Origin of the sequence: Vibrio ezurae NBRC 102218 (assembly GCF_000467185.1) — a bacterium.
In the GTDB taxonomy this organism is placed as follows: domain Bacteria; phylum Pseudomonadota; class Gammaproteobacteria; order Enterobacterales; family Vibrionaceae; genus Vibrio; species Vibrio ezurae.
This window is the reverse complement of record NZ_BATM01000002.1, coordinates 61,079-76,376: the sequence shown is the minus strand read 5'-3', so window position 1 is coordinate 76,376 and position 15,298 is coordinate 61,079. Positions and strand designations below refer to the sequence as shown.

Sequence of the window (15,298 nt, the reverse complement as noted above, 5' to 3'; positions counted from 1 at the left end):
GTATAGAAGTAAAAAGTAGCCTCCGGTTAAGGAGGCTAAAAAAGAAAGGTCACAGTTAGCTTTCGTGCAAATAGCAACGAACAAAGTGGTTTTCTGATAGTTGGGTGACCTTAGGGAGTTGCTCTTTACATTTATCTGTCACTTGCTGACATCGACCGGCAAATGGACATCCAAAAGACTCCGGTGTCCATAAAGGAATTTCCCCTTTATTGCCGGCGAGTTTGGTATGAATAGATTTCGCAGGATCGGGCACCGCAGAAACCAATAATTGGGTATACGGATGTTGTGGATTAGCGATAACCTCATCGGTATCTCCCCATTCCACCATATGCCCTACGTACATGACCGCTATGTCTTCGGCAATATAACGAGCGGTGGCAATGTCATGGGTGATGTACAACAGAGACATTTGTTTTTCAAACTTCATCTCTTCCATTAGGTTCAATACACCCGCGCGTATTGAAACATCAAGCATCGAAGTAGGCTCATCGGCCAACACCACCTCTGCACCAACGGCAATGTTTCTTGCCAAATTGACACGTTGGCGCTGTCCACCAGACAGCTGGTGGGGGAACTTAGCTGCGGTTTCTTTTGGCGGAATGAGCCCCACTTGCTCTAAAAGGTCGTATACACGCTCTTCCAGATCTTTTTTATTGCCCGGAGTGACTTTCTTATGAATCAAAAGCGGCCTAGCAATGTGGTGGAAAATATTATGAGTCGGGTTTAATGATCCAAACGGGTCTTGCCATACCATCTGCACGCCTTCACGGTAGTGCATCAGCTCATTTTTCTTTTTGATGGTTTGAATATCGCGTCCACGGTATTCGATACAGCCGTCGGTTGGGGCGTACATTTTTGCGATCATTTTCGCGGTGGTGGATTTACCCGAACCGGATTCTCCCACCACAGATAGGCCGCGGCTTTTATACATCTTGAACGATACGTCGTTAATGGCACGCATCATCGGGTTTTTCAGTGCATTACTACTTACAGGAAAGTCTTTAACTAGATTTTTGCCTTCAATGAGTAATTCGCCAGTGGGTTTGCTCATGTTACTTCTCCGAATACGTCTTGTTAGCGTTAGCTGACTTTTTGCTGTGCAATGGGTTCACCAAATAGATGACAGTTAGAAAAACGCTGTGCTTCGATTTGGCGCAGCTGAGTTTCTGTTTGTCTGCACATTGGTGTTACTTGAGAGCAGCGAGCTTGAAAGCGGCACCCTTGTGGAATTTCTAATAAATTCAATGGATTGCCCGGTATTCCCGTTAACTTGGTTTTTGGCCCTGTTAATGGTGGGAAAGAACTGCCCAAACCTTGCGTGTAAGGATGGAACGGGTTTTCCAGTATTTGCTTAGCCGGCGCTACTTCAATCAGTTCGCCTGAATACATAATTCCGATGCGATCGGAGAACTCAACCATCAAGGATAAATCGTGGGTGATGAACAGAATCGAAAATCCAAACTCTTCTTTTAGAGCGTAGATTTTTTGCAGTATTTCACGTTGCACCACTACATCGAGCGCCGTAGTCGGCTCATCCATGATGATCATTTTAGGGTTGAGCGCTAGCGCTATTGCAATCACCAAGCGCTGACGCATTCCGCCAGAAAACTGGTGAGGGTAATCACTTAAGCGACTTGGGTGAATATCGACAATTTCTAATAAGCCTTCAGCGCGCTTGAGTGCCTGCTTACGGCTCATTGTAGTGTGGTGCATGAGCACGTCACAAAACTGCTCAGAGATCGGCAATACTGGGTTTAAGGCGTTCATGGCACTTTGGAATACCATCGACATTTCGTTCCAACGAAACGCCTGCATTTGTTTGTCGCTGTATTGCAGAATGTCTTCACCGTTAAAAATGACTTCTCCGCCAGTGATAAATGCAGGTGGCTTATGTAAGCGCATCAGTGAAAATGCCACGGTGGACTTACCACAGCCAGACTCACCGGCAAGGCCAAATACTTCACCCGGAGCAATGTCAAAGCTCACGTTGTTACACGCGCGAACGTCACCGGCATCAGTAATGTAATCTACACACAGATTACGAACAGAAATTAGTGGATTACTCATGATTGTTCTCCGTGTACTACCTGACGGTTTGCAAGTTCTTCTGGTTGAGGTTTGCGCGCTTTTTTATCTTGAATCGCAAGCTTCTTCCAGCGACGCATACCTTTGTGAGAGCGAAGTTGTGGGTTGGCAATTTCATCAACTGCAAAGTTAAGCAGTGCCAGTCCTGTGACCAATAAGGTTAAGGCCATACAAGGGGCCAATAGCTCCCACCATGCACCGATAAGCATTGAAGATGAGGTTTGTACGTTGTACAGCATGATGCCCCAACTAATGGTGTTTGGATCACCCATGCCTAAGAAGGAAATTGTCGCTTCCATCATTACTGCATACATGACTGAGCCGATGAAACTTGCACCTACAATGGAGATTAAGTTAGGTAAAATTTCCACAAAGATAATTCTAAATGAAGACTCACCCAGCACTTCTGCCGCTTTCACAAACTCTTTTTCACGTAGCGCGAGAGTTTGCGAACGAACCACCCTCGCTCCCCACGCCCAGGAGGTGAAACCGATTATGAGGGCGATGGTCAGAGGCCCCGCTTCCCCGATAAAGGCCGCTACCACAAACAGCAATGGATACTGAGGGATGACCAACATTATGTTCATGGCCGCGGTGAGAAATTCATCCACTTTACCGCCAAAGTAACCAGCAGAAATACCGATAATGGTCGCTAAGAAACACACGGTTAGTCCCGCGCCAAAGCCGACGGCTAACGATACGCGTGCACCATAGGCAATTTGCGCCCATACATCACGGCCCATACGAGTTGTGCCAAGGGTATGCTCTGCATCTTTTGACATGCGTAAGGTACGTCGGTCGTCCGCAAGATTGGTCGCAATCCAACCATCAGGGTTGTTTTGCGCCGCTTTTACTATCATGCCGGGATACTCGTGCGGATTACCGGTACGTTTATCGGGCGCATGTTGGGTAATGAGAGGCGCCGCCAGTGCGATAAATAAGAAAGTGCTTAATATCACCACTCCGATCATCGCCACCGTATTGCCACGAACTAGCTTTAATATATTTTTCATCTTATTTACCTCCCTTACGTAGGCGAGGATCTAACAGCACATACAGCATGTCTGCGAGTAGGTTAAAGAACAGCATGAATAAGGTCATGATTAACAATTGCCCTTGCAGTACTTGGTAGTCACGAGAGGTAATTGCGTTAAATAGGACCGTCCCTAGTCCTGGGTAATTAAATATGATTTCGATGATAAGTTGGCCACCGATAGCCATACCTAAAGACATTGAAAGGGCGGTAACACTTGGTAATAGTGCGTTACGTGCCGCGTAGTTAAATACCACTCTGTTTTCGCTCAGGCCTTTGCCTTTTGCCATAGTGATATAGTCTTCAGAAAGTAAATTGATCATGTTGTTACGCATGTTTACTAGGAATCCGCCAATCTGCACCAGCGAGGCACAAGCCAGAGGTAACACCGCGTGGTAGGCGACGTTTTTGATGAACTCCCAGCTGGTCCAATCCGGAGTGACACCGGCGGTATAAGCGTAACCCGTTGGGAACCACTTCAGGCCAATAGCGAAGATAAACATCGCGAGCATGGCAATAACCACCTGTGGTACTGCTTGAACAATAAGCATGCCCGGAGTGATAAAGGTGTCGTATTTGCTACCGCGTTTCCATGCGGCAAAAATGCCAAGAATGGAACCGATAGAAAACGAAAGAATAACGGCGGTTCCGGCTAGGAATAAAGACCAGCCAAAAGCACCACCAAGTAATTCATTCACACTTAACGGATAAAATTTAATAGAGGTTCCTAGCTCCCAGCTAAGAATGCTCTTCATATAAGTGAAGTATTGAACCCAAAGCGGACCATCAACAAAACCAAGCAGTTGACGCATTGCTTCGATACGTTCTGGAGTCACTTGGGCTGTTGCGTTAGCGAACATCATGGTAACGGGGTCACCGGGCATTGCTCGCGGAATAATAAAATTGATAGTAGCGGCCACTAACAGCGCTATAAAGTAGAACGACAAACGTCTTAGAAAATATCCCATACCTACACCTTAACTATTCGATTTATTGTCCATATATCGAATAAAATCCACCCGTTGAGTGAAAGAATCCCTAACGCAATCGCGTCATAATTATTGTTAACTTTAAAGGGTAATATTGGCGCACCCGAGGGTGCGCCTTTAGAGGTCAATTACTTGACAGGTTTTAGGTCAAGTACGTGGAGTAAGCGCTCAGGGATACCGGCCCAAATGTTTGGACGACCTTGTGCGTTATCTTGAGTCCACCAACCCGTGAATCGAGCTGTGTTGTACTGATAGTTGCTTGCACCAGATAGAACAGGAATCGTTACTTGGTTCTCAGCAATGATGCGCTGAATGCCGTGTGCGATTTCTAGCTGCTTGTTCTTATCCGCCGTTTTGTAGAAGCTGTTCAGTAGGTTATCTAGCTCAGCATTCTTGTAGAAGTGCATTGCAAAGCGAGGCATGCCGCTACCTTCTTGCAGTGCTGAGTTATAAGCACTGTTCCAGTACAAGTGTGGATCTGCACCGTGGAAGTAGTTGGTGTAAGCCACGTCGTATGTTGCATCTAGCATTGCTTGGTTGTATACCGCAAACTCAGGAGTACGAGCACGAGACTTGATGCCCACTTCGTTTAGCTGCTCAACCGCAAGCTGTACTGTGTTGTTGAAGTCAGTCCAACCATTTGGCGATTGGATTAACAATTCAAATGACTTACCTGATGGAGTTTCAACAAAACCATCGCCATCTGTGTCTTTGAAGCCAGATTCTTTTAGAAGTTTCTTCGCTTCTTCTGGGTTGTAAGTATTGAATTTTTGATACTTCTTATGCACGTTCTCGTCAGACCATGCTTCAAATGCGTAGCCAAGACCTGAACCGAAGTCATTGATAGTACCTGCACCGTAGAATGCAATATCGATGATAGTTTGACGGTCGATAGCCATACCCATTGCGCGACGGAAGTTCACATCAGTTAATGCTTCGTTCTTAGCTGGATCTGGGTTTTTAAAGTTCACTACCAGTGATTGAGTGCCTGCTGGCGGGTACCAGTAACCGTGATTAGGGTTCACAGCTTTGTAGGTACGGTCGATGTCAGGGATAAACGCCGAAGTCCAATCTAGCTCAGAGTTAACGATTTTGCTTAGCAACTGGTCGTTGTTAGCAATTTGTGGAACACGTAGACAATCGACATCTAGGTTGTCTGCATCCCAGTAATTAGGGTTAGCACACTGGATGTAAAGTTGCGGGGTAAAGGTATCAATTTCAGTGAACGGCCCAGAACCAACAGGGTTTTCGTTGGTGAAAGACGTAGGATCTTTCACTTTAGACCAAACATGCTTAGGTACTACAGGAACTTTAGAGATCTCGTAAGGCACATTTGAGTTACCTTCGGTAAGCACGAAACGTACTTCATGGTCGTTTACTTTTTCTACTTTGCTTACCCACTTGTTGATACCTGTTTGGTCCAACGCGGTATTGTTCTTAATCAGTTCGAAAGAGAAAACAACATCATCGGCTGAGAATGCTTTTCCATCTGACCATTTCACGCCTTTGCGGATATCAAAAGTCACGCTTTTTAGATCATCTGACATTGCAAAGTTTTCAGCTAGACGCATCACAGGGGTATTGCCGTGCATCTCATTGAAAATAACGAGAGGTTCATAGATGAAGTCAGTGGTAGTACGAAGGTTCGTTGCTAGGTAAGGGTTAAAGTTACGAACCATTGTAGGGTAAAAATCAGGTACGATAGTCAACTCAGATCTTGCGACTGCTGGAGCTGATATTGCGGTGGCCGCGGTTGCGATTACTACTGTAGCAAGAGCTGTTTTTTTTATATTAGCAAGCATGTTATATCCTTTGTCTCTGTTTGCTTCTTATTAGTAAGTAACCAAGTTTGATTACCTGGGTTACGGCTTTTACACTGCCATCCAATGACTCTCTTTTTTATTTATAGGGTAACGCTGTATCACTAAGAACCATTGGTTGCGCTTAGAATTATCTTTCACAGCAAAATCGTCAATTCACATTCCCGTCAAAAACGTTAAAACAGAGTTAGCTGCCGTTAAAAACGTTAAAACATTTAATGACTAAACTGATTGTATATTGTTTTTTGTTTTTTTTAATTCCAGTAAATCGTGCAATTTGTTAGTGCTTACTATCTCTGTTTGTGTTGGTTAAGTTGGGTTTGTTTGCAGGGTGACTAATGTGTGACTTTGAATGTAAGCAGAGTGAAGACTTTATTTTTTGGTTAAAAATACAGCGCTCAATTTGTTGTGATTGTGCTCGCATATTCAATGAAAAGCACAACTAGACGGGTGTTTTTAACAGTAGATACAAGAAAAACTGCATTAAAAAGGCGCTTTTTTTATAAGATTAAAAAAGCGCCTTGCGGTTATTTACGTGCTAAATAGAGAGGGATTACTTATTGCGATACAATGTGCTGTAGCTGCTCTCTTAGCGCCATTAATTGTGCTCTTTGGGCATTGTCGTTGTCCGTATTTGCTAGGATATAATCCAAGGAATTGAGCACCGTACGCCAGCGAGGCGTTTTAGGTAAAGTTTCTATTCTGAGGTATTTATCTAGGGTGCGAGTTTGTAGCGTACTCCTATCTAAATAGACTCGCCATAAGCCACTTTGTTCGGCAAAGGTGAACTTACTGTTCCCTTGTTGAGCCTCCCAGTACTCCAACGCACAAGACATGCAGTCCACTAGCAACTGACGCATATTTTGCTGTTTACTTTCTTTGTCATGCTGCATCATTGCCACTAAATCAGAGAACTCGTCCCCTAACTCTTTAAGCTGAGCCAGTTGCGATCTATCGCCGGAAAAGGCGTAGTTTGCCAGCGCATCTAGCGCCACTTCGAGGCGGGTGATTCTTTGATTTGCTTCGTCAGGGCTAAAGTTAAAGATGATCATACCGCGAAGCCCTGTCTCTAGTGGCAGAGTAAAGATATCACTGGCGATGACTTGTTTTGTTTCTCCAACAAATAAGTCGATATTCACGCTACGATGAGGCTGATCAAATTGCAGATAGCTTGGCGCAATAAACTCTTCTATTTGAGAGCGCTTTATTTGCTCACTGCTGCGTTTTAGCAAAGTAATGGCTGTTTTGTTGGCGAAGGTTATTTTGTGGTTTTCATTGATGCAGATAATCGCTTCTGGAGCGCTCTCTAATTGCTCTAGCAGTTTAGATTGTGTTTCAAGAAGCAAGGATTCTACTTTTTCTCTCTGGACTAACTCGGCACTTAGGGATTCATTCTCTTGTTGACGCGCTTCAGAGAGGGCCGCATTGATGTGTACTCGAATACGTGCAGATAGCTCTTGCTTATTGAAGGGCTTGACCAAGTAGTCATTCGCGCCACATTCGAAGCCTTTGATCTTATCCTCATTTTGACCAAGTGCGGTGAGCATAATAATTGGCAGCTCATTATAAGAATACAGTTCACGTAAAGACTTACACACTTCAAATCCACTGAGCTCTGGCATCATGATATCGAGCAGCAAAATATCCGGTTTTTCTTGAGCAATAAGCTCCAATACCTGACGCCCATTGTTGGCACTAATTACGCTATAACCTTCTATACGTAAAAAGCTTTCAAGCACTTTTAGATTGACCGGTTCGTCATCGGCAATCATGACTCGTTTGCCATTTATATTATTAAGCTGAGGCTGTGTTGGCTCTATAAATAAGAGCTCCTCACGAGTGTAGTGGGTCATCTCTCGATTGCTATCAGAGGCGCGTAGCTGACCTTCTTTCGCAATGGGCAGACGCACCGTAAATGTTGTCCCAAGCATAGGTTGACTGCTAACACTAAGCTCACCATGCATAATTTCTATGAGCTGTTTACTGATTGATAACCCAAGCCCTGTTCCTTGATGATAAGAACTTGAATGACCTTGGATTAAGGGTTCAAAGATATATTTAAGATCGTCTTTAGCAATGCCTCTTCCGGTATCGATAATTTGTACTTTGACGTATTCACCATCAGCTTCAGCAGTCAAAATGACTTTGCCCTCAGAGGTGAACTTCATGGCATTGCCGACGAGATTGTAAAAAATTTGCTCCAATCTTTGTGGGTCCGCGCTCACCATTGGCAAAGTATCATCGATTTGATTGATGATACGAACGGGCTTTTTATCTACTAAATGTTTGGAGAGTTCAAGAACCAACTGTGATGTTAAAGCAAGAGAAACGGCCATAGGCTCAAGTTTGAGTTGTCCATATTGCATTTTGTGATAATCCAACAGGTCATCCACTAGGTTCGATAATCGGTTACCACTATTGATAATGATCTCTAATTGATAGCGTTGTGTCGCGGGTATGCTGCCGTGCGCTTCACTGATCATGGCTTGAGCCACACCTATCATGCCGTGCAAAGGCGTACGTAACTCATGAGATGTAGTAGCCAGAAACTCATCTTTTAGCTTGTCGGCTTTTTGCAACTCTTTGTTTTTAATCGCAATAGTATCTAGGTTGTAGGCGAGTTCTTTGTTCTGCTGGTGGATAAGATCAATCTTATCTCGAATCGATCGCTGCATTCGTTCAAAGCTCACCGCTAGGCGACCGATCTCATCTTCATGCTCTGTCCCTTCTACGTGTTCGTTAAGATCGCCAGTGGAGATTTTTTCTGCCGTCCAAGCCAGTTTTAATAGTGGACGGGTAATAAAATTAGACAGGTAATGAGAGCAAATAATAATGCCGACGGTGACACTCAATACGATCAATAAGAAAACTGAATAGAGTCTATTCACCCGTGCAAATGCAATATTTTCGGGTGTTTCAGCAATCACTGCCCACTTTAAATCATGAATATAAAGTGGGGTGTAGGCCGCAATCATGCTTTGATTTTCCGCATTATTGTAGGTCTCTACTTGATGAATACCTTGCAGTGCTTTATTGATGATATAGCTGCTTTTTTCTGCATTATTGTCTGTGGTTTGCGCTAATAATTTATGGGACTCATCGACCAATAATAGGTGTGGATAATCGGCATCGGTGTTGTCAATGAGATGAGTTAGCGAGGCTAAAGGGAGACGAAAGAAGGCGTAACTGTGCAGATACCCCTGTTGCACGATAGGGGCAGCAAACCAAGCAACTTCTTTAGTGGTTTCATTTATAGAGTGTGTATCTTTAGCAAAATCACTCATCAATACAATGTCGTTGTATTTATCAAAGGTGTTTTTGTTGGTATCGACATAATGTTTTAAGCGTTGAAATAGAACGCCTAAGTTGCTGTCTTTATAAGGGCCTGTATTTAAATTTGTCGAGTAGTAGCCATGTTTTTGCACGGAATAGGCGACATTACCATCTAGATCAACCAGAGCAAGATCATCAAAATCCGAGCGTTGCAATAGGCTTTGATAGGTAGAATGATAGCGGGTATGTAATAACTGATAACGCCTAATATTTAAGTAGTTGCTGTTTTCTTTGGCGGTCTTGGTATTGATCTTATCTCCTGAGCCCACAATATATTGCTGCTGACCAATCAGCCTAGATCGTTCAATATCAGGACCTAGGCGACGAAAAGAATCGATCAATCCATAAAAACGTCCACCACTGGCATAGGCGAGCTCAGAATGAACAAAGCCGATCACCTCAGAGTCTAGATTTTTGACATAGGCAGCAACTTGAGTGGTGGTGCCGTCCCGCATAGAAGTTAAATAGGTTTTACTCTGCTCTTGAAGATCTTCAATGTGAGATTGAAGAAAAAAGAAGGCGATAAGCAGCATTGGGGGAAGGCTTACTAATAAAAAGGCACCCATTAAGGTGCTTTTTAGGCGTTTAAACTTTGGTCTAGAGTGATGTTTTGACATAGAGTACGGTTTCAGGCCCTGATAATAAGATCACCATTGCTGAAATGTACTAGCCAAATACAGTGAGGCAAGCAAACGCTTAAAAAACCGTGTTGCCTCACACAGTTTTATTTAGTTGCGTGGTAAATCGCAAACTTATTGGTTTTATTTACCGTGTCACAATTGCCGAAAGCATTGTTAATTATTGGTGGGTATTTCAAAAAACTATTAGCAACAATCAGTAACTTACCATTGTTCGTAAGATGCTTAGGCGCATCTTTTAATAAAGTTTCAGTGGCGCTGTAACTGGTGTCTAAACCTGAATGAAAAGGTGGGTTGCTAATAATAAACTGATAATCAGTACTGGCCTGCGAGTAGACGTCGGTAGCAAATACCTTGCCTTTGATACCGTTGGCTTCCAATGTACGTTTGCTTGATTCCACCGCAAATGCACTCACATCGCACATTTCGAGTTCAATGTTGGGGTTTTTCAGTGCCATTGCTGCACCGATAATGCCAGCGCCGCAGCCAAAGTCTAATACCTTTCCTTTCAGCTTAGGTAAGTTCGCCAGCAATAGTTTCGTACCTAGGTCAAATTCGCCATGGCTAAATACACCCGGCAAGCTTTGCACTTGCAGTGATACTCCCTCTAACTCTACTGGGTAAGATTTGAAGTAGCTATCAACATTAAAGTGTTGTGGCGGTGTTTGGCTGACTCCTGCATAAAAAGAGCAGCGGCGCGCTGAGTCATATTTTGTCATCGGACCAAAGTGTGCAAACATTTTTTCAATGCTTTTGACCCCAGAGCGATTTTCGCCGACCACGATCACTTCGGTTTCTGGTGCCAGTTTACTGAGCATCATATCCAATAGGTACTGAGCTTCGCTTTTGGCTTTTGGCCAGTACAGTAACAGTAAATTGGCATCGTTGGCGTTATTAAATTCAATACCAAATTGACTATCAACGCCAATGCGTTGCATCTGTTGGTGATAACCATAGTGGGAGGTAAATACGGTGACGGATTCCGCGTGTTGCTGTAGCTGTTTTGGAAACTGATCTTCAGCTTCACCAGCGATTACGATGCGTTTTCCTGCAAAATAAGCAAGTTGACGTTCGGCGATTTGACTTGGGGCGGTGTAGACACTCATATTTTACTCTTACTAGTTGTTATCTTGCTTATCGAGGAAGTCATTAAACTCCTCTTCATACATGGTGAACAGCACCATAGTAATGGCGAAGATCAGCGGGCCGTAGATTAAACCAATTAAGCCGAAAACATGCAAACCGCCAAGCAAAGAAAAGAAGATCATTAAGGTATTCATGCCAGCGCTACCTTGCATGAGCAATGGACGCAAAATGTTATCGATCGAGCCGACCACAGCCACAGACCAAACCAAAAGGAAGATAGCCCAACCGGTATCACCCACCAACAGCAAGTACAAACAAGCGGGGATCCAAATTAGCGCGGTGCCGACAACAGGAATAAATGAGGCAAAGCCCATCATAGTTCCCCAGAATAGGCCGGGAAAACCGACCAACCACATGGCAAAACCACCGGCGACACCTTGAGCGATGGCGGTGAGAAACGATCCCATTACCGCCGATTTTGATACTTGCTCTATCTCATCGAGCAGCCGATCTTCTTGTGAGCGAGAGAGAGGGATGATGTGACGCATCGATGAGATAATTCTGTCATGGTCACGCAATAGGAAAAACAGCACAAAAAGCATCAGACCAAAATTCATCAAAAAGCTGGTGGCGCTGCCAACAACAGACGCACTCATACCGACTAAGTGTGTACCAAATGAACTTGCCAGCTCCGCCACTTTTTGTGCGATCTCCGAAGGCTCTAGAGTATCAAAGGGCAGATAGCTATTGGCAAAGTTAATGATTTTAACGATATAAGGTTGAGACAGCAGATCTTGCACGCCACCTTCAGCTACCCAGTGGTAGACGCCTTGAGAAAAAGAAGAACCCTGTTGAATGATCGCGGTAAAGACCAACAGCAAAGGAATCACAATAATCACCGTTAAAATCACACAAGACAGCAGCGCCGAGGTATTTCGCATGGTGGGCATTTTATTGTCTAAACGCTCATGAATAGGGAACATCAACAGAGAAATAATGAACGCCATTACAATGGAATTGACATACGGTCTTATCAAGACAAAACAAGCATATGCAAAAAACAGCAATGCGATAATTAACAGCCATTGGCTGGAGGTAAGCTGAATTCTTCTAGACACGTTAAACCGACCACTTCTTAGTGTTTGTGAAGATAAATCATAGCGTTATGCAACTTGAATCGCTACAAATAAAAAAGGAGCCGATCGGCTCCTTTGTGACGAGATTTGCAATGTTAGGCAGTAAGTGCCGCAAAACAGCGATCAGCGGCCGCTAATGTTTGTTCAATATCTTCATCGGTATGTGAAAGTGAAGTGAAGCTTGCTTCAAAAGCAGAAGGAGCAAGGTAAACGCCTTCTTCAAGCATTAGGTGGAAGAAGCGCTTGAATCGTTCAACGTCGCACTTCGCCACTTCTTCATAGCAAGTTACCTGTGTTTGGTCTGTAAAGAAGAACCCAAACATGCCACCGACTTGGCTAACCAGCAATGGAATGCCGTGCTTATCCGCTTTTGCTTTAAAGCCAGCGGCTAATTTTGCGGTGATGTCATTAAGACGCTGTGCATTGCCCTCTTGTGAAAGCTGAGTCAAACATGCGTAGCCCGCAGCCATCGCAATAGGGTTACCTGACAGTGTGCCTGCTTGGTAGACAGGGCCGGTTGGCGCTATGTGCTGCATGACATCTTTACGGCCACCAAAAGCACCGACAGGCATGCCACCACCAATCACTTTACCTAAAGTAGTCAAGTCTGGTTTAACATTGTAGTGAGCTTGAGCACAACCTAGAGCGACGCGAAACCCTGTCATCACTTCATCAAAAATCAGTAGTGCGCCATTTTGGTCACAAATATCACGAAGACCTTCTAAGAAGCCATCAACAGGTGGAATGCAGTTCATGTTACCTGCAACAGGCTCAACAATGATGCAAGAAATTTGTTCTGGATTCGCATCAAACAGCGCTTGTACAGATTCAAGGTTATTAAAAGTGGCGGTTAAGGTGTGTTTTGCAAAATCTTCGGGTACGCCAGGAGAGCTTGGCTGTCCTAAAGTGAGTGCGCCTGAGCCTGCTTTAACCAGTAGGCTATCGGCGTGACCGTGGTAACAACCTTCAAACTTCATGATTTTGTCACGGCCTGTATAGCCACGCGCAAGACGAATAGCGCTCATGGTCGCTTCAGTACCAGAGCTCACCATACGCAGTTGTTCCATAGAAGGTACGAGTGATGACACCAATTTAGCCATGTTAATTTCAAGCTCGGTGGGTGCGCCAAAACTAAGGCCACGTTGCGCTGCTTCAACAACTGCATCACGGATAGCAACGTTGTTGTGACCTAAAATCATAGGTCCCCAAGAGCCCACATAATCAATGTACGCTTTATCGTCAGCGTCATAGATTCGACATCCGTCTGCTCGTTCAATGAACAGTGGAGAACCGCCCACACCGTTGAAAGCTCGTACTGGAGAGTTTACGCCGCCAGGGATAATGGCTTGGGCTTGTTGATAGAGTGCTTCTGACTTGCTCATTTGGAGAATCCTTGCTTTTCGAATAGCATTTTGAGAATGACAGCATTGTAATAAATATTACTGACAAGTCTAACGCTTGTGTCTCACTATTAGAGTAAGTCGAGAAATTACAATACTTGAACACTTTGCTCAGGTATTACATAATCACTAGATCAAAACCGCTATTTGAAGCGGCTACATCGATTAAAGAGAGGTCTCGGTGAGCGAATTAAATGTCCCTTTGAATTTTTCTGACGCAGCAGCAGCTCGCGTTAAGGTATTAATTACAGAGGAAGAAAACCCAGAGCTTAAACTACGAGTGTACATCACTGGTGGTGGTTGTAGTGGTTTTCAGTACGGTTTTACCTTCGATGAAAAGGTAAATGATGGCGATACCGTTATTGAGAAAGATGAGGTGACACTGGTAGTTGATCCTATGTCTTTACAGTATTTGATTGGTGGTACTGTTGATTATACTGAAGGTTTAGAAGGTGCTCGTTTCTTCATTAATAACCCAAATGCGACAACAACATGTGGTTGTGGAGCATCATTTAGCGTGTGATCCCTCCCTCTGTAATGACAGACTATTAGCGGTACACTAACCTTTATTTATAAAGGGTGTACCGTCAATAACTAGGTAGCCCTTCCCCTAGTTAATCGTTGAAAGTGATAATTAAAAGGATTTAATTATGCGACTAAAAAGGATAGGGCAACGTCTTGCTCAATCCCCTTGGATCATTTCTCTGATTCTTCTCCTTATTCTAGGTACTTGGCTTTTGGCTGGCGTACTTAATGATCCTGTATCGGCACAAACACACTCCCAATCTTCTGCGGCCAATACGGTTGATACCTCACTAGTTCGAGATGATGCGGTGCCCCTTGCTAAAGTTGTGGTGTCCCATTTTGTTGCGACACCTATCGCAAAGAAAATCGACCTGTATGGACGTACTGCGCCCAATCGCGACGTTGAGTTAAGTGCAGAGCTTGCTGGAAAAATTGAGCAGTTAAAAGTGCGCAAAGGCGATGTCGTTAAACGCGGGCAAATTATTGCAACCATAGATAAAGGGGATTTAGCCATTCAATTGGAGCGGGCCACCGCTTTATTGCGCGTAAAACAAAAAGAGCTCAATGCCGCTACTACCTTAAAAAAACGTGGATTACAAAATGAAGTTGCCTTTACGACGGCTGAAGCTGAGTTAGCCAATGCCAAGGCCAGCGTTGCAAATGTCAAACTGGGCCTGAGAAACAGCGTTATTCGTGCCCCGTTTGCCGGGGTTATTGATCGTTTACACGTTGAACTCGGCGATTATGTAGCGCGAGGGGATCAAGTGGTACATCTAATTGATCTGGATAAGTTAGTGATTGAAGCCGACCTTAGTGAGCGCCATATTCAGCAGGTTAAGCAGGGCAGTCGTGCTTACATCACTTTGCTTGGCGGTGAGAAAATTGAAGGCGTATTACGCTATGTTTCTCGCAACTCATCAGTGACGACTAATACTTTCCCTATCGAAATAGAAATAGCCAATAAAGATCAGCGACTCCCTGCTGGCGTGAGCGCAGAAGTAGAGCTAAAGCTGGCAACCAAAATGGCCGTCAAGGTAACGCCTGCCATGCTGGCGTTAAATGAAAAGGGTGAGCTAGGGGTGAAAACCCTGCAACAGGATCATATTCGTTTTGTTGGCATCCAAATAGTCAAAGCCGAAAAAGAAGGGGTTTGGCTCAGTGGTTTGGGCGATAGCGTTGATATCGTCACCAAAGGACAAGGTTTTGTGCGCGATGGCGATCCTGTTATCGCCATCAAAGAATAGAGGGTAGAG

11 protein-coding genes are annotated in these 15,298 nt (G+C 44.3%); 2 read left to right on the top strand and 9 right to left on the bottom strand.

Annotation, left to right across the window (positions count from 1 at the left end):
* Positions 1-55: 55 nt before the first annotated feature.
* The 9 genes from VEZ01S_RS01295 to hemL form a co-directional block, all read right to left on the bottom strand.
* Entirely contained in the window at positions 56-1,051 is a 996-nt protein-coding gene (locus VEZ01S_RS01295) for an ABC transporter ATP-binding protein (protein WP_021712209.1), read from the bottom strand.
* Positions 1,052-1,080: 29 nt separating this feature from the next.
* Complete coding sequence (locus tag VEZ01S_RS01290) at positions 1,081-2,067, bottom strand: ABC transporter ATP-binding protein (RefSeq protein WP_021712208.1); 987 nt, start codon at positions 2,065-2,067, stop codon at positions 1,081-1,083.
* Entirely contained in the window at positions 2,064-3,098 is a 1,035-nt protein-coding gene (locus VEZ01S_RS01285) for an ABC transporter permease (protein ID WP_021712207.1), read from the bottom strand. The genes VEZ01S_RS01290 and VEZ01S_RS01285 overlap by 4 nt, the downstream gene beginning before the upstream one ends.
* A 1-nt stretch (position 3,099) precedes the next feature.
* On the bottom strand, positions 3,100-4,086 hold the full coding sequence (locus tag VEZ01S_RS01280; RefSeq protein ID WP_021712206.1) for an ABC transporter permease: 987 nt from the start codon (positions 4,084-4,086) through the stop codon (positions 3,100-3,102).
* 149 nt (positions 4,087-4,235) lie between these two features.
* Positions 4,236-5,909 carry an ABC transporter substrate-binding protein gene (locus VEZ01S_RS01275; RefSeq protein WP_021712205.1) on the bottom strand — a complete coding sequence of 558 codons (1,674 nt, stop codon included), beginning with the start codon at positions 5,907-5,909 and terminating at the stop codon, positions 4,236-4,238.
* A gap of 575 nt (positions 5,910-6,484) precedes the next feature.
* Positions 6,485-9,877: a response regulator gene (locus tag VEZ01S_RS01270; RefSeq protein ID WP_040889893.1), complete on the bottom strand. Its 3,393-nt coding sequence runs from the start codon at positions 9,875-9,877 to the stop codon at positions 6,485-6,487.
* 107 nt (positions 9,878-9,984) lie between these two features.
* Entirely contained in the window at positions 9,985-11,004 is a 1,020-nt protein-coding gene (gene rsmC / locus VEZ01S_RS01265; RefSeq protein ID WP_021712203.1) for a 16S rRNA (guanine(1207)-N(2))-methyltransferase RsmC, read from the bottom strand.
* 12 nt (positions 11,005-11,016) lie between these two features.
* Positions 11,017-12,102, bottom strand: coding sequence for an AI-2E family transporter (locus tag VEZ01S_RS01260; protein ID WP_040889891.1), 1,086 nt, complete (start codon positions 12,100-12,102; stop codon positions 11,017-11,019).
* 113 nt (positions 12,103-12,215) lie between these two features.
* Complete coding sequence (gene hemL, locus VEZ01S_RS01255) at positions 12,216-13,502, bottom strand: glutamate-1-semialdehyde 2,1-aminomutase (RefSeq protein ID WP_021712201.1); 1,287 nt, start codon at positions 13,500-13,502, stop codon at positions 12,216-12,218.
* A gap of 199 nt (positions 13,503-13,701) precedes the next feature.
* On the opposite strand from hemL, the gene erpA reads away from it, so the two are divergent.
* Positions 13,702-14,043, top strand: a complete 342-nt coding sequence (erpA, locus tag VEZ01S_RS01250) for an iron-sulfur cluster insertion protein ErpA (RefSeq protein ID WP_021712200.1) — start codon at positions 13,702-13,704, stop codon at positions 14,041-14,043.
* Positions 14,044-14,170: 127 nt separating this feature from the next.
* On the top strand, positions 14,171-15,289 hold the full coding sequence (locus VEZ01S_RS01245) for an efflux RND transporter periplasmic adaptor subunit (RefSeq protein WP_021712199.1): 1,119 nt from the start codon (positions 14,171-14,173) through the stop codon (positions 15,287-15,289).
* The last annotated feature ends 9 nt before the right edge of the window (positions 15,290-15,298 follow it).